Source organism: Parviterribacter kavangonensis, assembly GCF_056863335.1.
The window spans coordinates 2,194,724-2,212,912 of the sequence record NZ_JBXPJA010000001.1 but is presented as its reverse complement, the minus strand read 5'-3'; the positions used below and the strand labels follow the sequence as shown (position 1 = coordinate 2,212,912).

The window sequence follows — 18,189 nt, the reverse complement described above, 5'->3', positions numbered from 1 at the left end:
TCATCACATGAGCCCCGACGACGACGTCGACCGCGACGACGAGGACATCGACGACGAGTCCTCCGACTTCGACGATGCCGACGACGAGTTCCAGACCGTCGTCAGCATCGAGATCAACGGCCTGTCGCTCTACACCCACCACGGGGTCACGGAGGCCGAGCGCGAGGTCGGCCAGCGGCTGCTCGTCGACCTGACGCTGGAGGTCGGCGAGGTCGACGCGACCGTCACGGACATGGTCGAGGACACCGTCGACTACGGGACGGTCTGCACGACGGTCGCCCTCGTTGCGCAGCAGCGCAACTACAAGACGCTCGAGCGGCTCTGCACCGCCATCGCCGACCGCCTGCTGGCCGACTTCCCGATCGAGGCCGTCTCGGTCAAGTGCGCGAAGCCCGAGCCTCCGATCGCCCTGCCGGTCGAGGAGGTCTCGGTCACCGTCTGGCGCGAGCCGGAGGACTGACCGATGCCGGCGCCCGCCCGCACGCGACAGACCGCGGCGGAGCGCCGCGAGACCGTCGTGCGCGAGGCGATCCGCGCGTTCGCGGCCGGCGGCTACGACGGCACGCGCACCGAGGACATCGCCAACGCGTCGGGGATCTCGCACGCCTACCTGTTCCGGCTCTACGCGACGAAGAAGGAGCTCTTCCTCGCCTGCGTCGACCGCTGCTACGACGACACGATCGAGCTCTTCCGCTCCGCGGTCGCCGACCCCGGCGAGGCCGACACGGTGCGCAAGGCGATGGGCCACGCGTACGTCGAGCTGCTCCAGGACCGCGAGCTGCTGCTCTTCCAGCTCCAGACGTTCGCGGCCGCCGAGGACCCCGACGTCCGGGCTCGGGTCCGTGCCCGGTACGTGCAGCTCCGCGACGTCATCGAGGAGCTGCTCGGCGAGGGCCCGGAGGCGGCGCTGCAGTTCATCGGCCAGGGGATGCTGCTCAACAACGTCGTGGCGCTCGAGCTCGATCCCGAGGAGTGGATCTGGCTCGGGGCGGACGTGGCGTGAGGACCGGGTACCTCGGGCTCGGGTCGAACGTCGGCGACCGGCGGGCCCAGCTGCAGGCGGCGGCCGACGCGCTGACGGAGCGCGGCGTGCGGGTGACGGCGAGCTCGTCGCTGTACGAGACCGATCCCGTCGGCGAGGTGCTCGACCAGCCCGACTTCCTCAACGCCTGCCTCCAGGTCGAGACGGATCTGGGGCCGGAGGAGCTGCTGGACGCCTGCAAGGCGGTCGAGGCGGCGCTCGGGCGCGTGGGGGCGGGGGAGGCGGGCTACGTGCGCCACGGGCCGCGGCCGATCGACGTCGACGTCCTGCTGCTCGGCGATCTGGAGCACGCGTCCGACCGCCTTCGCGTGCCGCACCAGGCGCTGCTGGAGCGCCGGTTCGTGCTCATCCCGCTGCTCGAGCTCGACCTGGCGCTGGCCACGCCGGACGGCGTGCGACTGGCCGACGCGTTGGCGCGCCTGCCTCTGGACGAAGGGGTCAGAAGGGCGGGGCGTCCGCTCAAGACCCCGGAGAACTGACCGACGTTCGGTGTGACCGCGTGGCTCCTGCCGCATCCACGCGGCGTTGCACACCATGCGTCGTCTCGTCTTCTCGTTCCTGCTCGTCGTCCTGCTCGTTCCCGCCGCCACGGCGGGCGCGGCGACGGTCGACGTCGCCGGCGGCGGCCTGCGGGTCACCGCGGCGCCGGGCGAGGCCAACGACATCCGCGTCTCGCTTGCGAGCGGCTCCTTCACGATCACCGACAGCGGCACGGGTGCGCCGCCGGCGATCGGGCTCGGGTGCTCGGCGGGCGGGTCGGCGCGGTCGGTGATCTGCGCGTCCGCCGGCCTGGGGCGCGTCACGATCGACGCCGGCGACGGCGACGACGTCATCACGGTCGACGCGGACATCGCGGCGACGATCACCGACGGCCCCGGCGACGACCGCGTCACCGGCGGTCCGCGCGCGGACCTGCTGATGGGCTCGGACGGCAACGACGTCGTGCTCGGCGGCGGGGGCGACGACAGCTTCGGCGACGCCGGTGGCGCCGGCTCCGACACGCTCGAGGGCGGGGCCGGCTCGGACACCGCCGACTACGGCGGGCGCACCGTGCCGGTCGTCGTGACGCTCGACGGCGTCGCGGGTGACGGCGCGGCCGGCGAGAACGACGACGTGCGCGCGACGGTCGAGAACGTCCGCGGCGGCGCGGGGGCCGACCGGCTTACTGGCGCCGCGACCGACGGGAACCTTCGCGGCAACGGGGGCGACGACGTCCTCGACGGCGGGTCGGGCGCCGACAAGCTCGAGGGCGGGTCCGGCTTCGACACGGTCGACTACGGCCGGCGGACCGGGGCGGTGACCGTGACGCTCGACGGGTCCGCGAACGACGGCGACACGACCGACCGCGCGCTCGACAACGTCACGAGCGACGTGGAGCGCGTGCTCGGTGGTTCGGCGAACGACACGATGACCGGGACGACGAACGGCGAGACCTTCGTGGGGGGCGGCGGCGACGACACGCTGCGCGGGGCGGCCGGCAACGACGAGCTGCAGGGCGGCGCGGGCGTCGACACGCTCGACGGCAGCGACGGCGACGACCTCCTCGGCGGCGGCGCGGGCGCGGACGTGCTCGACGGCGGCCGCGGGATCGACACGGCCGACTACCGCGACCGCACGAACGCGCTCGTGCTCGACATGCGCGTCGACCCGGTCCTCTTCGACCCGGGCGACGGGCGCGACCGGATGACCGGCGTCGACGGCGTCTACGCCGGGTCGGGCAACGACACGCTGCGGGGCAACGACGCCGACGGGCGCTTCGACGGCGGCCCGGGCGACGACGTCATCGACGGCGGGCTCGGCGCCGACCGCGTCGCCGGCGGCGAGGGGTACGACGCCGCCGACTACTCACGCCGCTCTTCCCAGCTCTGGCTGTCGATCAACGACGGCTCCGACGACGGCTCCTCCAACGAGCGCGACAACCTCGCTCGCGACCTCGAGGAGCTGCGCGGCGGCACGGGCGACGACAAGCTCACCGGCGGCTCCGGTGCCGACGTCCTGCGCGGCAACAACGGCAACGATCAGCTGTGGGGCAACGACGGCGACGACGTCGCGGAGGGCGGCAACGGCGACGACGTCTTCGGCGGCGGCGCGGGCGCCGACCGGCTCAGCGGCGGCGCCGGCAACGACAAGGCCAACGGCGACGACGGCGACGACACGATGGACGGCGGCACGGGCTTCGACTCGGTCACCGGCGGCAACGGCGGCGACACGCTCACCGGCGGCGACAACGACGACACCGTCGACGGCCAGAACGGCAACGACGTCCTCGACGGCGGGTCGGGCAACGACAAGGTCTGGGGCGGCAACGACACCGACGCGCTCGAGGGCGGGTCCGGCGACGACCAGATGGACGGCGGCGCCGGCGACGACCGCGTGCTCGGCCAGGACGGCAACGACAAGCCGAACGGCGGCGACGGCAACGACGAGATCGACGGCGGGGCGGGGAACGACAGCTTCGGCGGCGGCAGCGGCAACGACGTCGCCGAGGGCGGCGCGGGCAACGACAGCGTCAACGGCAACGACGGGGACGACCGCCTCTCCGGCGGCGACGGCGACGACAAGGTGTGGGGCGACGGCGGCGTCGATTCGGTGTCCGGTGGCGCCGGCAACGACCAGATCGGCGGCGGCGCGCAGAACGACACGCTCGACGCGGGCCCCGGCAACGACACCGCGGGCGGCAACGACGGCGACGACGCGGTCGACGGCGGCCCCGGCGCGGACACCGTCAACGGCGACGCCGGCAACGACCGCCTCGGCGGCGGAGACGACGACGACAGGGTCAACGGCGGCGACGGCAGCGACTCGGCCGACGGCGGGAACGGCAACGACCGCGTCTCGGCGGGCTCGGGCGACGACATCGCGCTCGGCGGGCTCGGCGACGACCGCGTCACCGGCGATCCCGGCCTCGACCTGCTCGACGGCGGCGACGGCAAGGACTCGCTCGACGGGGGCGACGGCGACGACACGCTGAACGGCGGCGCGGGCCCCGACACGCTCGAGGGCGCCGGCGGCACGGACACGGCCGACTACGGCGCGCGCGTCCGCTCCCTGCGCGTCACGGTCGACAACAAGGCCGACGACGGCGAGAAGGGCGAGGCCGACGACGTCCGCGCCACGGTCGACAACGTCATCGGCGGCGCCGGCAACGACTACCTCCAGAACGCCAACGACTACCCGCACCTCCTCTCGGGCGAGGCCGGCGACGACATGCTCGACGGCGGCCCGAACACGGACGACCTCCGCGGCGGCGCCGGCCGTGACCGCCTCGTCGGCCGCGCCGGCAAGGACAAGTTCGACGGCGGCGCCGGCAACGACCTCCTCAACGGCGCCGACGGCGTCGCCGAGGAGATGGTCTGCGGCACCGGCCTCAAGGACGCGGGGACCCGCGACGGCCGCGACCGCCCGAAGTCGTGCGAGAAGGTCAAGAAGGTCGCCCCCGGCGTCGGCGACCCGCCGCTCCCCGGCCAGTCGCGGACGGTCGCGCCGAGGACGACCCCCAAGCGCTCGGCGCCCGCCAAGCGCACGACCACGACGCGCCCGGGCCGCCGCACCGGCGTCCGCCTCGTCACCACCCGCGGCCGCTTCGTCGCGATCCCCGGCTCCCCCGGCGAGCGCATCGACAGCCGCCTCCTGCGCGACGTCGCCTACCTCAAGGCGAAGTACCACGTCGCCATCACCGACGGCTTCGCCCTCTCGGGTCACGCCTACAACGGCGAGCACCCCGTCGGCTTGGCCGTCGACATCGTCCCCGGCCCCGGCGGCACATGGAACCACGTCGACCGCCTCGCGAGGTGGGCCGAGCCGCGCCAGAACCGCCCGCGCGCCCCCTTCAAATGGGTCGGCTACAACGGCGACAGCGGCCACGGTCGCGGCCACCATCTCCACCTCTCGTGGAACCACGCGCCGGCGAAGCGCGGTCGCCCGGCCGCCTGGGTGCAGACGCTGCAGTTCGCCGGCGGCAAGCCGGTGCTCGCCCGCTGATCGCGCGTACACTCGCGCGGCCATGCTCCTGGTCGTCGACGTCGGCAACACCCAGACCCACTTCGGGACCTTCGTGGGGACCGACCTGGTGGAGCACTGGCGGTTCGCGACGGTGCGGACGTCGACCGCCGACGAGCTCGGTGCGGCGCTGCGGGCGCTGCTGGAGCTGCGGGGGCTCGGGTTCGGCGACCTCGACGCGTCGATCGTGTCGTCGACCGTGCCGCAGCTGGAGCCGGAGTGGATCGCGATGGCGCAGCGGTACCTCGGGCACGAGATGCTCGCCGTCGGGCCGGGGCTGAAGACCGGCATCCCGATCCGGTACGACAACCCGCGGGAGATCGGGGCGGACCGGCTCGTCAACGCGGTCGCGCTGTGGGAGCGCTACGGCGAGGGCAGCGTCTGCGTCGACTTCGGCACCGCGACGACGTTCGACATCGTCTCGCAGGCCGGCGAGTACCTCGGCGGCGTGATCCTCCCCGGCATCGAGATCAGCCTCGACGCGCTGACCGAGCGCGGCGCGAAGCTCCCGAAGATCGAGCTGAGCGAACCGAAGGGCGTCGTCGGCAAGTCGACGGTGGAGGCGATCCGGTCGGGGATCATCTACGGCTACGCCGGTGCGATCGACGGCATCCTCGGCCGGCTCGAGGGCGAGCTGGGGGAGACGTTCGACGTCATCGCCACCGGCGGCCTCGCCAACAGCATCGTCCCGTTCACCGAGCGCATCGACGAGGTCGACGACCTCCTCACGCTCACCGGGCTGCGCCTGCTCCACGAGCGCAACACGCGTTGAGCGCCGCCGTCGCGGCCGAAGAGTCCCGCGCGGTGGGCGCCGCCGCGCCGGAGGACCCTCCATGGATCGGCGCCGACAGGCGCGTCTTCCTCGCCGTCACGGCCCTGACCGTCCTCGCGGCGCTGCTGCGGTTGCCGTTCCTCGGCGCGCAGAGCCTCTGGTTCGACGAGACGTTCACCGACCACATCACGGCGGCCAGCTCGCTCGGCGACCTCTGGACCGCGATCCACGACACCGAGTCGACGCCGCCGCTCTTCTACCTGCTCACCGCGGGCTGGCGGCACCTGATCGGGAGCGGGTCGGAGGCGGCGCTACGCACCGTCTCGGGCGTCGCCGCGGTCGCGTCCGTGCCGCTGGCGTTCGCGGCGACGAGGCTGCTCGCCGGCCGGGTCGCCGCGCTCGGCGCCGCCGCGGTCGTCGCGGTCAGCCCGGTGCTCACGTGGTACGCGCTCGACGCCCGCGCCTACGCGCTGCTGGTCGCGCTCTCGTTCGTCACGGTCATCGCGGCGGCGCGCCTCGCGGACTCGCCGACGCCCCGCCGCGCCGCCGTCTGGGGCGTCGCGGTCGCCGGGGCGCTGTGGACGCACTACTTCGCCGTCTACCTCGCACTGGGGGAGGCGCTCTGGCTCGCCGCCGTGCTGCTGCCGCGCCGCGAGATCAAGCCGCTCCTCCTCGGCGGCGCCACCGCCGCGGTCCTCACCGCGCCGCTGCTGACGCTCGTCCTCGACCAGCGCGACACGCGCAGCGCGTTCATCGGGGAGCGCTCGCTCGGCGGCCGCATCTCGGAGACCGCACGGCAGCTCGCGATGGGCCCGAACGTCCCGAACGCCCTGCTCGAGGCGGCCGGGATCCTGCTCCTCGCCGCCGGGGTGCTCGCCGGCGCCGCGATCGCGCTGCGCCGCGACTGGCCATGGGTGGCCGGGCTCGTCGCCGTCCCGCTCGGCCTGCCGCTCGTCCTCGCCGCGACCGGCATCGACGACCACCTCTTCCTGCGCAACCTCCTCATCGGCCTGCCGGGCCTCGCCGCGCTTGCCGGCCTCGGGCTCACCCACCTCGGCGCCGTCCCGCTCGCCGCCTACGGCGCCCTCGCGACCCTGACGGTCCTCCTGATCGCCGGCGACTGGCGCTACCAGAAGACCGACTGGGAGCGGGCGGCGAAGCTCGTCCCGCGCAGCGAGCCCGTCGTTGCCGTCCCCGCGCTCAACGCCCCCGTCGCCGACCACTACCTCGACGCAACAGAGGGGTCAGGCACCGTGCGTGCAGCCGGTGCACGCACGGTGCCTGACCCCGTTGTTGCGGTGACGGTCGTGCTCGAGCCCGTGCGGACGACCGGCCGCTCCCTCCAGCCCGTCACCACGATCCCCCAGCTGCCCGGGTTCGTGCCCGAGGGCGAGCGGACCGTGGAGGGCTTCCGGGTCATCCACTTCACCGCTCCCACGCCGACGCCCGTCGACGCGGCAGCCATCGGCGGAGCGCTCGTCGGCCCCTCTTAGACTCGAAGCCGTGCCCCGGCGCCTCACCGACCCCTGGACGCTCGGCGGGATCGAGATCCCGAACCGCGTCGTGCTCGCCCCGCTCGCGGGCATCGGCAACTGGTTCGTGCGCCTGCAGGCCGCCCGCTACGGCGCCGGCCTCGCCGTCTCCGAGATGGTCTCGAGCTTCGGGATCCACTACGGCAACGAGAAGACTTGCACGGAGATGCTCCGGATCCACCCGGAGGAGGGCATCGTCTCGATCCAGCTCTTCGGCCAGGACCCCGACGTCATGCGCTCGGCCGCCAGGACGGTCGCCGAGACCGGCGCGCATCTCATCGACCTGAACATGGGCTGCCCGGTGCCGAAGGTCATGAAGACCGGAGCCGGCGCCGCGATGCTCAAGGACCACGACACCGCGGTGGCAGTCGCGAAGGCGGCGCACGAGGGCTCGGGGCTGCCCGTCACGGTCAAGCTCCGCAGCGGCGAGCGCAAGAGCGACAGGTCGAGCGGCGTCACGCTCGCCCGGCGCCTCGTCGACGAGGCCGGCGTCGCGGGGATCACGTTCCACCCGCGCTCCGCGCAGGTCCACCACAAGGGTGAGCCCGACCTGGAGCTCGCCAAGGAGCTCGTGGAGACGCTCGACGCCCCGGTGATCCTCAGCGGCGGCATGCGCGAGCCCGAGTGGATCCGCGACGCCTGGGACTACACGGGCGCCGAGGCGATCATGCTCGCCCGCGGAGCGCTGGGGAACCCGTGGCTCTTCGCCCGCGTCCTGGGCGAGCGCGAGGAGGAACCCAGCCGCGACGAGGTCCTCGCCGAGCTCGACTGGGTGATGGACCGGGCGGTGGAGCATCTCGGCCCCGATCGCGCCGGCCGCTACCTGCGCAAGTTCTACCCCTGGTACGTCGAGCGGATGGTCGAGGGACCCGAGGCCAAGGCGCTCCAGCAGGCGCTCCAGCAGACGACGAACGTCGACCAGGCGCGACGAGCTCTGGCGTTCCAGCCCGCCTAGCGGCTACCCTGCCGTCTCTTTCCCGGTCGACCGGGCCCCTCCACCCCCCCAGTAGAGCCCATGCCGCGAGACGTCATCCTCACCCCTGAAGGCCTCGAGAAGCTCAAGGCAGAGCTCGAGGACCTCACGACGAACAAGCGTCGCGAGGTCGCGGAGCGCATCAAGGATGCGCGCGAGTACGGGGACATCTCCGAGAACTCCGAGTACGACGACGCCAAGAACGAGCAGGCGATGCTCGAGTCGAGGATCGCGTCGATCGAGGAGAAGCTGCGGAGCGCGACCGTCATCACCGCCGAGGACCTGTCGACCGACCAGGTGCAGGTCGGCTCCGTCGTCCACATCAAGGACGAGGGCGGCAAGTCCGTCCAGTACACGATCGTGGGCTCCTCGGAGGCCGATCCGGCCGAGCGCAAGCTGTCCAACGAGTCGCCGGTCGGCCGTGCCCTGATCGGGCACAAGAAGGGCGAGACCGTCACGGTCCAGCTGCCGAACGGCAAGTCGCGGGACCTCAAGATCACCAAGATCGAAGTCGCGTAGCGCGGCGCCGCAGCCTTGAGCGACGACCTGCTCGCCGCTCGGCGGCAGAAGCTCGAGCAGCTGCGCGCCGACGGCATCGATCCGTTCCCGCACGAGTTCCCCGGCGTCGTCTCCACGGCATCGGTCCAGCGCGCCCACGAGGACCTCGAGGCCGGCGTCGACGGCACGGACCGCTACCGGGTGGCGGGGCGGCTCGTCGCGCGGCGCGGCCAGGGCAAGATGGCGTTCCTCGACCTCGAGGACCGCTCGGGCCGCATCCAGCTGCAGTCGAAGGCCGACACGCTGGACCCCGAGGAGCACGAGCGCCTGCTCTCCCTCGACCTCGGCGACCTCGTCGGCGTCGACGGGCTCGTCTTCCGCTCCCGCAAGGGCGAGCTGTCGCTGCGCGTCGAGGGCTTCACCGTGCTCGCGAAGTCGCTGCGCCCGCCGCCGGACAAGTTCCACGGCGTCGCCGACGTCGAACTGCGCTTCCGCAAGCGCGAGCTCGACCTCATGGGGAACGCCGACACCCGCGAGCTGTTCGTCAAGCGCGCCAAGGTGATCTCGACGGTGCGGCGCTACTTCGACGACGAGGGCTTCGTCGAGGTCGAGACACCGGTGCTGCAGCCGCTGTACGGCGGCGCGCTGGCGCGGCCGTTCGTCACGCACCACAACCAGCTCGACCGCGACCTCTACCTGCGGATCGCGACCGAGCTGTACCTCAAGCGCCTGATCGTCGGCGGCCTGGAGCGCGTGTACGAGCTCGGCAAGGACTTCCGCAACGAAGGGGTGTCGCACAAGCACAACCCCGAGTTCACGATGATCGAGTGGTACGAGGCGTACGCCGACTACGAGGACGAGGCGACGCGGCTCGAGAACGTCGTCTCGCAGGTCGCGGCGGCCGTCGGCTACGAGGGCGAGATCGACTTCTCGCCGCCGTGGCGCCGGGTGACGCTGCGCGACGCGATCCTCGAGGAGAGCGGCGTCGACATCTACGCGCACCGCTCGACCGAGGAGCTGGTCGCGGCCGTGGGCGACAGGCTCCCCACCGAGGACCGCTCGTGGCCGCAGCTCGTCGACGACCTCTTGTCGAAGTTCGTCGAGCCGAAGCTGATCCAGCCGACGTTCCTCATGGACTACCCGAAGGAGCTGTCGCCGTTCGCCAAGGACCACCGCTCCGAGGAGGGCCTCGTCGAGCGGTGGGAGGCGTTCTGCGGCGGGATGGAGATCGCGAACGCGTTCACCGAGCTCAACGACCCCGACGAGCAGCGCGCGCGCTTCGAGGCGCAGCAGCGGCTGTCGATGGGCGGGGACGAGGAGGCGCAGCCGTACGACGAGGCGTTCGTCGAGGCGCTCGAGCAGGGGATGCCGCCGACCGGCGGCGTCGGGCTCGGGATCGACCGCCTCGTGCTGCTTCTGACCGGGAAGCACTCGATCCGCGAGGTCGTGCTCTTCCCGGCGATGCGCGACTGAGACCGCACCGCGCGGTAGCGTCCGCGGCGTGTTCGAGCGCTTCACCCCGGACGCCCGGCAGGCCGTCGTCCACGCGCAGGCCGAGGCCCGCGCCCTGGCGCACGGGGCGATCGGGACGGAGCACCTGCTGCTCGGCGTCCTGTGCGTCGAGCGGGGCACCGCGGCGCGCGCGTTCCGCGGGCTGGGGCTGTCGGCCGACCGGGCGCGCGAGGAGGTCGAGCGGCTCGCCGGTCGCGGCTCGTCGCCGCCGCACGGCCAGATCCCGTTCGAGCCGCGCCTGCGCCGGACGCTCGACGTCGCGATGAGCGAGGCGATGAGCCTCGGCCACGACGCCGTCGGCACGGAGCACCTCGCCCTGGCGATGACCGCCGAGCGCCGCGGCATCACCCAGCAGGTCCTCGGCGCCGTCGCCGACCCGGCGGTGCTGCGCCAGGCGCTGCTCGACGCCCTTGCCGGCGGCGAGCCCGTCGCGCCCGAGGACGCCCCGCCCACGCCGGTCGACGTGCCCACGAGCGTCTCGGTGGTCCTCGGCGACGACGTCCGGGCGCTGCTCCGGCAGGCCGGAGCGCTCGCCCTCGGAGAGGACGCCCGCGAGGTCAGCGTCGACCACGTCCACCGGGCGATCCACGACGCGTTCAAGGCCGCCGCGCCGGCCGCCCCCGAGAACCCCTAGGGACCATTCCCGATTGTCGGGAGGCGTCGCGAGGACGACGCTCTTCCCACGATGACCGAGAACCCCACACCTCCGACTCCCGAGCCCGGCGACCCCCTGCACGGGGAGACCTCCGGCGCCGGAGACGCGCCGCCGCGCGGCGGCCCCGAGACGCCCGGATGGGCTCCACCTCCGATCCCTCCGGGCGGCGGGTCGCCGCCTCCGAACCGGCGGCTGCTGCGCTCGCGCGGCGACCGCGTCCTGTTCGGCGTCTGCGGCGGCGTCGCCCGGTACTTCGGGATCGACGCCGTGATCGTCCGCATCGCGGCGATCGGCCTGACGCTGTTCGGCGGCGCCGGCCTGCTGCTCTACATCGCCGCGGTCCTGCTCGTCCCGGAGGAGGACCCGGCGCACCCGGGCGTCCCGCCCGCCGAGCCGACCCGCAACCGCTGGCTCGTGATCCTCGGCGTGGTCGCGCTCGTCGTGGCGCTCGGGCCGATCCTCTTCATCCCCGCGATCGCCATCGGCGGGATCGTCGTGCCCCTGGCGATGCTCGTCCTGATCGGGCTGGGCGTCGCATGGCTCGTGACCGGCAACAAGCCCGGCCGCGACGCGCGGTCGATCACGAAGGCGACGCTGATCGGGCTCGGCGTGCTCCTGCTCATGGCCGTCCTCTCCGTCGGCGCGTTCTGGGGCGCCGCGGCCGGCGGCGAGGGCGTCATCGCCGGCCTCGTGATCGCCGCGGGCGTCGCCGTGCTGGCCGCCGCGTTCCTCAGGCCGGCCCGCTGGCTCGTGCTGCCGGCGCTCGCGCTGGCGATCCCCGCCGGGTTCGTCGCGGCCGCCGACATCTCGCTCGACGGCGGGATCGGCGACAAGACGTACCGGCCGAGCACCGCCGCCGAGATCCGCGACACGTACGAGATCGGCGCGGGCGAGCTGACGATCGACCTGCGCGGCGTCGACCTCCCCGCCGGCGACCGCCACGTCGGCGTCGACGTCGGGATGGGCCACGCGCAGGTCCTCGTCGACCCCGGCGTCTGCGTCGCCACGACCGCGCAGGTCGGGATGGGCGCCATCGACGTGCTCGGCGACGAGAGCGGCGGCGTGGACGTCGACGTCGACGACCTCCGCCAGTCGCGGCCCGGCGCGCCGCGCGTCGTCCTCGACGCGGACGTCGGCCTCGGCTTCGTCGAGGTCCGTCACGACCTCGCCGACGACCACGGCGGATTCGGCCCCGGCCGGAGGTTCAACCGCGACAACGACCCCGACCCGGTGGGCAACGCCGGCTGCCTTCGCGATGCGGCCTGACCTCCCCTCGATCGTCGCCGGCCTCTGCCTGCTGCTCTTCGGCGGCGTCCTCGCTTTGGACGCCGCCGACGTGCTGACGCTGCGGTTCGAGGCGCTGGGGCCGCTGGCGTTCGGGGTGGTCGGGGCGATCCTGCTCGCCCTTGGGCTGAGCCGCGACCACTAGCGTCTGACGCCGAGGACCATGGCGACCGCCACCGCACAGCCCCCGCTGCGCCGCGCCGCGGACGGCGCGATCCTCGGCGGCGTCTGCGCCGGCATCGCGCGGCGGATCGGGATCGACCCGCTGATCGTCCGTCTCGGGTTCGTCGCGGGCACCGTGGCGGGCGGGTTCGCGATCCCGCTCTACGCGCTGCTCTGGCTGCTCGTGCCCAGCGAGGACGGACGCGCTCGCCGCGTGCAGATCCGCGGCGGCCGCGGCACGGTCGAGGTGACGATCGGCGCCGCGTTCCTCGTGCTCGCCGCGCTGCTCGCCGTCCGGGCGAGCGGCGTCGCCTGGTTCTCCGACGCGATCACGTGGCCGCTCGTGCTCGTCGCCGCCGGCGGCGCGCTCATCTGGCGCAGCTCGCAGGCCTCCACTCGCCCGGCGGCACCCCCGCCGACGGCCGTCCCGCCCACGACCGCCGCAACCGCCGAGACGACGACCGAGGAGCCGAGAGCCTTCGCCGCCCGCCTCGCCGGCAACGTCAGCCGCACCGGTCTCGGCGTCGCGCTCGTCATCGCCGCCGCGATCGTCTTCCTCCAGGCCACCCACGCCCTCAGCGCCGCGCGCGACGTCGCCCTCGGCGCGCTCGTGGTCGCCGTCGCGCTGGCGGTCATCTTCGCCCCGTTCGTCCTGCGCCTCGTGCGGTCGCTCACGCAGGAGCGCGCGGAGCGCATCCGCTCGCAGGAGCGGGCCGAGGTCGCCGCGCACCTGCACGACAGCGTCCTGCAGACGCTCGCGCTAGTGCAGAAGCGCGCGGACGACCCGAAGGCCGTCGCGGCGCTCGCCCGGCGCCAGGAGCGCGAGCTGCGCGCCTGGCTTCTCGGCACGGCAACAACGGGGTCGGGCACCGTGCGTGCAGCGCTCGAAGCGGCCGCCAACGAGGTCGAGGCAGCCCACGGCGCGGAGGTCGAGGTCGTCGTCGTCGGCGATCGCGAGCTCGACGAGCGGACCGCCGCGCTCGTCGCCGCCGCGCGCGAGGCGATGGTCAACGGCGCCAAGCACGGCGGCGGCGAGGTGTCCGTCTACGCCGAGGCGAGCGGCGACCGCACGCAGGTCTTCGTCCGCGACCGCGGCTCCGGGTTCGAGCCCGCCGACGTGCCGACCGACCGCCGCGGCATCACCGAGTCGATCGTCGGGCGCATGGAGCGCCACGGCGGACGCGCCACGATCCACGCGCGGCCGGGAGAGGGAACGGAAGTGGAGCTGGAGCTGTGATCCGCGTCCTGCTCGTCGACGACCACGCCCTGTTCCGCAGGGGCGTTCGCGCCGAGATGGAGGAGGCCGGCGGCGCCGCGGAGGGCGGCGAGGCGCTCGAGGTCGTCGGCGAGGCGGCGACGGTCGACGAGGCGGTGCGGTGCATCGCCGACCAGCGGCCCGACGTGGTGCTCCTCGACGTTCACCTCCCGGACGGCAGCGGCGCCGACGTCATCCCGCGCGCGCCGGGGCCGAAGTACCTCGCGCTCAGCGTCTCCGACGCGCCCGACGACGTCATCGCGGTCATTCGCGCCGGCGCCCGCGGCTACGTCACGAAGACGATCGACGCCGCCGAGCTCGCCGACGCGATCCGCCGCGTGCACGACGGCGACGCGGTGTTCTCGCCGCGCCTCGCCGGCTTCGTGCTCGACGCCTTCGCGCAGGCGCCGCCGGCGCCGACGCGCGCGAAGCCGGAGCACGACCCCGAGCTCGACCAGCTCACCCCGCGCGAGCGGGAGGTCCTCCAGCACATCGCCCGCGGCTACCTGTACAAGGAGATCGCCCTGCGCCTGGGCATCAGCGCCAAGACCGTCGAGGCCCACGTCAGCGCGGTGCTGCGCAAGCTCCAGCTCTCGACGCGCCACGAGCTGACGCGCTGGGCGTGGGAGCGGATGGAGCCGCCCGCGTAGTCGTCCGCCCGCGGTGCCATGTTGCCGCGATGGCGCCTGGCCTCGTCATCGAGGGCGACAACCTGGCCGTCCTGCGCGAGCTCGCGGACGACCCGGACTGGCGCGACGCCCGGCTGGCCTACCTCGACCCGCCGTTCAACACGCACGAGCGCTGGGGCGACTTCCACGACAGCCTCGACCGCGCCACGTGGTTGGAGCAGATGGAAGAGCGCCTCGAGGCGACGTGGGCGCTGCTCGGAGAACGAGGCTCGCTCTGGCTCCACTGCGACGACCGCATGCAGCACCACGCGCGCGTGCTCCTCGACGATCTGGTGGGGGAGGACCGCTTCGTCGCCACCGTCATCTGGCAGCGCCGGTACAGCCGCGAGAACCGCAAGGCGATCGGGACGGTCCACGAGTACCTGCACGTCTACGCGCCACTCGGCAACGGGTGGCGCGAGCACCGAAACCGACTGCCGCGGCGCGATCCCGCCAACACGTGGCGCAACCCCGACAGCGACCCGCGCGGACCGTGGAGCACGACGTCGCTCGTCGCGCAGGCCGGCCACGCCACGCCCGAGCAGCACTACACGATCACGACGCCCTCGGGGAAGGTGGTCGAACCGCCGCCGGGCTCGTGCTGGCGCGTCACGCAGGATCGCTTCCGGCGCATGGACGCGGCAGGTGAGATCTGGTTCGGCAGCGAAGGCCGCAACGTGCCGCGCCGCAAGGTGTTCCAAGCGGAGGCGAAGGGCCTCGTCCCGTGGACGTGGTGGCCCTGCGACGAGGTCGGCCACACCGCCGAGGCACGGGCCGAATGCGCCAAGCACGCGCCCGACCGAACCCCCTTCGCCACCCCCAAGCCCGAACGCCTCATGACCCGGATCATCGAGATCGCGACCGACCCGGGCGACCTCGTGCTCGACCCGTTCCTCGGCTCGGCCACCACAGCTGTCGCGGCGCACCGCCTCGGCCGCCGCTGGGTGGGGATCGAACGGGAACGCAGGACCCTCGATCTGCATGCGCTTCCGCGCCTCGCTAGCGTGGCCGGAGAGGCCTTCTCCACGGCGCTTCGGCCGGTCCGGAGCGGGGAAGGTCCGTTGGTAGACTGAACCATGCCCGCCAACCGACCCCGACCGCTCATCCATTCGGCCTCGCCTGCCGAATACTCGGGTAAGCGCCGGGCCTATTCGCGTCCCTTCGAGCCACTTCCGCCTCCCCCTTCAGGAAGGACCTAGCAGCACCATGTTCGAGCGATTCACAGAGCGAGCCAGGCAGGTGGTCGTTCTCGCGCAGGAAGAGGCGCGAACGCTCAAGCACAACTACATCGGCACCGAGCACATCCTCCTCGGCCTCCTCAGGGAGGAGGAGGGTCTCGCCGCCCGTGTCCTCGAGTCCCTCGACATCACCGTTGAGCGTGTGCGCGCGCAGGTCGTGCGCATCGTCGGCTCCGGTGAGGAGGTGACGTCGGGCCAGATCCCCTTCACGCCCCGTGCGAAGAAGGTCCTCGAGCTCGCACTCCGCGAGGCGCTCAGCCTCGGCCACAACTACATCGGCACCGAGCACATCCTGCTCGGCCTCGTCCGTGAGAACGAGGGCGTCGCCGCGCGCATCCTGCTCGACTTCGACGCCGACTCCGAGAAGATCCGCAACGAGGTCATCCGGATGCTGTCCGGCCCCGGCGGGCGCCGCCAGGGCGGCCAGTCCGGCGCCGGCGCCGGCGCGGGCGGTCCGCAGGGCGAGGGCAAGAAGTCCTCGAAGCTGCTCGACCAGTTCGGCCGCAACCTCACCAAGCTCGCCTCCGACGGCAAGCTCGACCCCGTCGTCGGCCGTGAGACCGAGATCGAGAGGATCATGCAGATCCTCTCGCGCCGCACGAAGAACAACCCCGTCCTGATCGGGGAGCCGGGCGTCGGCAAGACCGCCGTCGTCGAGGGCCTCGCGCAGCGCATCACGAACGCCGACGTGCCCGAGCTGCTGAAGGGCAAGCAGATCTACACGCTGGATCTCGCCGCCCTCGTCGCCGGCTCGAAGTACCGCGGCGAGTTCGAGGAGCGCCTCAAGAAGGTGATGAAGGAGATCACCCAGCGCGGCGACATCATCCTGTTCATCGACGAGCTCCACAACCTCGTCGGCGCGGGTGCCGCCGAGGGCGCGATCGACGCCGCCTCGATCCTCAAGCCGGCGCTCGCCCGCGGCGAGCTCCAGACGATCGGCGCGACGACGCTCGACGAGTACCGCAAGTACCTCGAGCGCGACAGCGCGCTGGAGCGCCGCTTCCAGCAGATCCGCGTCGACCAGCCGTCGACCGAGGAGACCGTGCAGATCCTCAAGGGCCTGCGCGACCGCTACGAGGCGCACCACAAGGTCGAGATCACCGACGAGGCCCTCGAGGCCGCGGCGGAGCTCGCCGACCGCTACATCTCCGACCGCTTCCTGCCCGACAAGGCCATCGACCTCATCGACGAGGCCGCGTCGCGCATGCGCATCAAGTCGATGACGTCCCCGCCCGTGTACCGGGAGCTCGAGGACGAGATCGAGTCGACGCGGCGCGCGAAGGAGGCCGCGATCGAGGCGCAGGAGTTCGAGAAGGCCGCGTCGCTGCGTGACACGGAGCGCCGGCTGACGAACAAGAAGCGCGAGCTCGAGGAGCGCTGGGAGTCCGGCGAGGACGGCGAGCGTCCCGCCATCGGCGAGGAGGAGATCGCCGACATCGTCTCGATGTGGACGGGCATCCCGGTCTTCAAGCTCACCGAGGCGGAGACGGCGAAGCTCATGCGCATGGAGGAGGAGCTCCACAAGCGCGTCATCGGGCAGCACGCCGCGGTCGAGGTCATCTCGAAGGCCATCCGTCGCTCGCGCGCCGGCCTGAAGGACCCGAAGCGGCCGACCGGCTCGTTCATCTTCCTGGGCCCGTCGGGCGTGGGCAAGACGGAGCTGGCGCGGACGCTCGCCGAGTTCCTCTTCGGCGACGAGGACGCGATGGTGCGCATCGACATGTCGGAGTACATGGAGAAGCACGCCGTGTCGCGGCTCGTCGGCTCGCCTCCGGGCTACATCGGCTACGACGAGGGCGGCCAGCTCACGGAGGCGGTCCGCCGCAAGCCGTACAGCGTGCTGCTCCTCGACGAGATCGAGAAGGCCCACCCGGACGTCTTCAACATCCTCCTGCAGATCCTGGAGGACGGCCGTCTGACCGACGCCCAGGGGCGCACGGTCGACTTCCGCCACTGCATCGTGATCATGACCTCGAACATCGGGGCCTCGGAGATCGCGCGGAACACCCCGCTCGGCTTCGCGGTCACCGAGGACGAGACGGGCGTGTCGTACGACGACATGAAGACCCGGATCATGGGCGAGCTGAAGAAGGTCTTCCGGCCCGAGTTCCTCAACCGCATCGACGACGTCATCGTCTTCCACAAGCTCCAGAAGGACGAGATCAAGCAGATCATCGACCTCCTGCTGCTGCGGATCCGCGAGTCGATGGCCGAGCGCGAGCTCCAGCTGGAGCTCACCGAGCCGGCCCGCGACCTGCTGGTCGAGAAGGGATGGGACCCGGCGATGGGCGCCCGGCCGCTGCGCCGCGCGATCCAGCGCTACATCGAGGACCCGCTGGCGGACTTCGTCCTGCGCTCGCAGCTCGAGGCGGGCGCGACCGTCATGGTCGACGCCGTCGAGGAGCCGGAGCCGGGCGGCGCCGAGGACGGGGCCGACCCGATCAAGCTCTCGATCATCCAGCCGAAGAAGGTGCCTGCGGCGGTCGGCGGCGGCGAGGCCGAGGCGGCCGAGCACGCCGAGGACGCTCCGGCGGCCGACGAGGGTGGCGAGAGCGCCGAGTAGGCGGCTCTCTGACAACGACGTGATTGGCGAGAGGGC

Annotated in this window: 16 protein-coding genes; all 16 read left to right on the top strand. The window is 72.8% G+C overall.

Annotation, left to right across the window (positions count from 1 at the left end):
* Positions 1-7: 7 nt before the first annotated feature.
* Positions 8-460, top strand: a complete 453-nt coding sequence (gene folB / locus AC1UE4_RS11330; protein WP_482917332.1) for a dihydroneopterin aldolase — start codon at positions 8-10, stop codon at positions 458-460.
* 3 nt (positions 461-463) lie between these two features.
* Positions 464-1,003, top strand: a complete 540-nt coding sequence (locus AC1UE4_RS11325; protein WP_482917331.1) for a TetR/AcrR family transcriptional regulator — start codon at positions 464-466, stop codon at positions 1,001-1,003.
* Entirely contained in the window at positions 1,000-1,521 is a 522-nt protein-coding gene (gene folK, locus AC1UE4_RS11320; protein ID WP_482917330.1) for a 2-amino-4-hydroxy-6-hydroxymethyldihydropteridine diphosphokinase, read from the top strand. The genes AC1UE4_RS11325 and folK overlap by 4 nt, the downstream gene beginning before the upstream one ends.
* 55 nt (positions 1,522-1,576) lie before the next feature.
* Positions 1,577-5,023, top strand: a complete 3,447-nt coding sequence (locus AC1UE4_RS11315; protein ID WP_482917329.1) for a hypothetical protein — start codon at positions 1,577-1,579, stop codon at positions 5,021-5,023.
* Between the two features lie 22 nt (positions 5,024-5,045).
* Positions 5,046-5,813: a type III pantothenate kinase gene (locus AC1UE4_RS11310; protein WP_482917328.1), complete on the top strand. Its 768-nt coding sequence runs from the start codon at positions 5,046-5,048 to the stop codon at positions 5,811-5,813.
* The gene (locus AC1UE4_RS11305) at positions 5,810-7,306 is read left to right on the top strand and encodes a glycosyltransferase family 39 protein (RefSeq protein ID WP_482917327.1); all 1,497 of its coding nucleotides are present in this window, start codon (positions 5,810-5,812) and stop codon (positions 7,304-7,306) included. The genes AC1UE4_RS11310 and AC1UE4_RS11305 overlap by 4 nt, the downstream gene beginning before the upstream one ends.
* Positions 7,307-7,316: 10 nt before the next feature.
* On the top strand, positions 7,317-8,300 hold the full coding sequence (locus AC1UE4_RS11300; RefSeq protein WP_482917326.1) for a tRNA dihydrouridine synthase: 984 nt from the start codon (positions 7,317-7,319) through the stop codon (positions 8,298-8,300).
* Positions 8,301-8,360: 60 nt separating this feature from the next.
* Positions 8,361-8,837 (top strand): transcription elongation factor GreA, encoded by a 477-nt coding sequence (greA, locus tag AC1UE4_RS11295; protein ID WP_482917325.1) that lies wholly within the window; start codon positions 8,361-8,363, stop codon positions 8,835-8,837.
* A 15-nt stretch (positions 8,838-8,852) separates the two neighbouring features.
* Positions 8,853-10,289 carry a lysine--tRNA ligase gene (gene lysS / locus AC1UE4_RS11290; RefSeq protein WP_482917324.1) on the top strand — a complete coding sequence of 479 codons (1,437 nt, stop codon included), beginning with the start codon at positions 8,853-8,855 and terminating at the stop codon, positions 10,287-10,289.
* A 28-nt stretch (positions 10,290-10,317) separates the two neighbouring features.
* Positions 10,318-10,962, top strand: coding sequence for a Clp protease N-terminal domain-containing protein (locus AC1UE4_RS11285; protein WP_482917323.1), 645 nt, complete (start codon positions 10,318-10,320; stop codon positions 10,960-10,962).
* 51 nt (positions 10,963-11,013) lie between these two features.
* The gene (locus AC1UE4_RS11280) at positions 11,014-12,249 is read left to right on the top strand and encodes a PspC domain-containing protein (protein WP_482917322.1); all 1,236 of its coding nucleotides are present in this window, start codon (positions 11,014-11,016) and stop codon (positions 12,247-12,249) included.
* Positions 12,239-12,412 carry a hypothetical protein gene (locus AC1UE4_RS11275; protein ID WP_482917321.1) on the top strand — a complete coding sequence of 58 codons (174 nt, stop codon included), beginning with the start codon at positions 12,239-12,241 and terminating at the stop codon, positions 12,410-12,412. The genes AC1UE4_RS11280 and AC1UE4_RS11275 overlap by 11 nt, the downstream gene beginning before the upstream one ends.
* Before the next feature lie 18 nt (positions 12,413-12,430).
* On the top strand, positions 12,431-13,666 hold the full coding sequence (locus AC1UE4_RS11270; protein ID WP_482917320.1) for an ATP-binding protein: 1,236 nt from the start codon (positions 12,431-12,433) through the stop codon (positions 13,664-13,666).
* Entirely contained in the window at positions 13,663-14,334 is a 672-nt protein-coding gene (locus AC1UE4_RS11265) for a LuxR C-terminal-related transcriptional regulator (RefSeq protein ID WP_482917319.1), read from the top strand. Before AC1UE4_RS11270 ends, AC1UE4_RS11265 begins: the two co-directional genes overlap by 4 nt.
* Before the next feature lie 29 nt (positions 14,335-14,363).
* The gene (locus AC1UE4_RS11260) at positions 14,364-15,425 is read left to right on the top strand and encodes a site-specific DNA-methyltransferase (protein WP_482917318.1); all 1,062 of its coding nucleotides are present in this window, start codon (positions 14,364-14,366) and stop codon (positions 15,423-15,425) included.
* A 133-nt stretch (positions 15,426-15,558) separates the two neighbouring features.
* Positions 15,559-18,153, top strand: coding sequence for an ATP-dependent Clp protease ATP-binding subunit (locus AC1UE4_RS11255; protein WP_482917317.1), 2,595 nt, complete (start codon positions 15,559-15,561; stop codon positions 18,151-18,153).
* Positions 18,154-18,189 lie beyond the last annotated feature (36 nt).

Bases quoted from the DNA above. Each gene is read 5' to 3' on its own strand.
- folB (WP_482917332.1), top strand. From the start codon at position 8: ATGAGCCCCGACGACGACGTCGACCGCGACGACGAGGACATCGACGAC.
- AC1UE4_RS11325 (WP_482917331.1), top strand. From the start codon at position 464: ATGCCGGCGCCCGCCCGCACGCGACAGACCGCGGCGGAGCGCCGCGAG.
- AC1UE4_RS11315 (WP_482917329.1), top strand. From the start codon at position 1,577: ATGCGTCGTCTCGTCTTCTCGTTCCTGCTCGTCGTCCTGCTCGTTCCC.
- AC1UE4_RS11310 (WP_482917328.1), top strand. From the start codon at position 5,046: ATGCTCCTGGTCGTCGACGTCGGCAACACCCAGACCCACTTCGGGACC.
- greA (WP_482917325.1), top strand. From the start codon at position 8,361: ATGCCGCGAGACGTCATCCTCACCCCTGAAGGCCTCGAGAAGCTCAAG.
- AC1UE4_RS11280 (WP_482917322.1), top strand. From the start codon at position 11,014: ATGACCGAGAACCCCACACCTCCGACTCCCGAGCCCGGCGACCCCCTG.
- AC1UE4_RS11275 (WP_482917321.1), top strand. From the start codon at position 12,239: ATGCGGCCTGACCTCCCCTCGATCGTCGCCGGCCTCTGCCTGCTGCTC.
- AC1UE4_RS11270 (WP_482917320.1), top strand. From the start codon at position 12,431: ATGGCGACCGCCACCGCACAGCCCCCGCTGCGCCGCGCCGCGGACGGC.
- AC1UE4_RS11260 (WP_482917318.1), top strand. From the start codon at position 14,364: ATGGCGCCTGGCCTCGTCATCGAGGGCGACAACCTGGCCGTCCTGCGC.
- AC1UE4_RS11255 (WP_482917317.1), top strand. From the start codon at position 15,559: ATGTTCGAGCGATTCACAGAGCGAGCCAGGCAGGTGGTCGTTCTCGCG.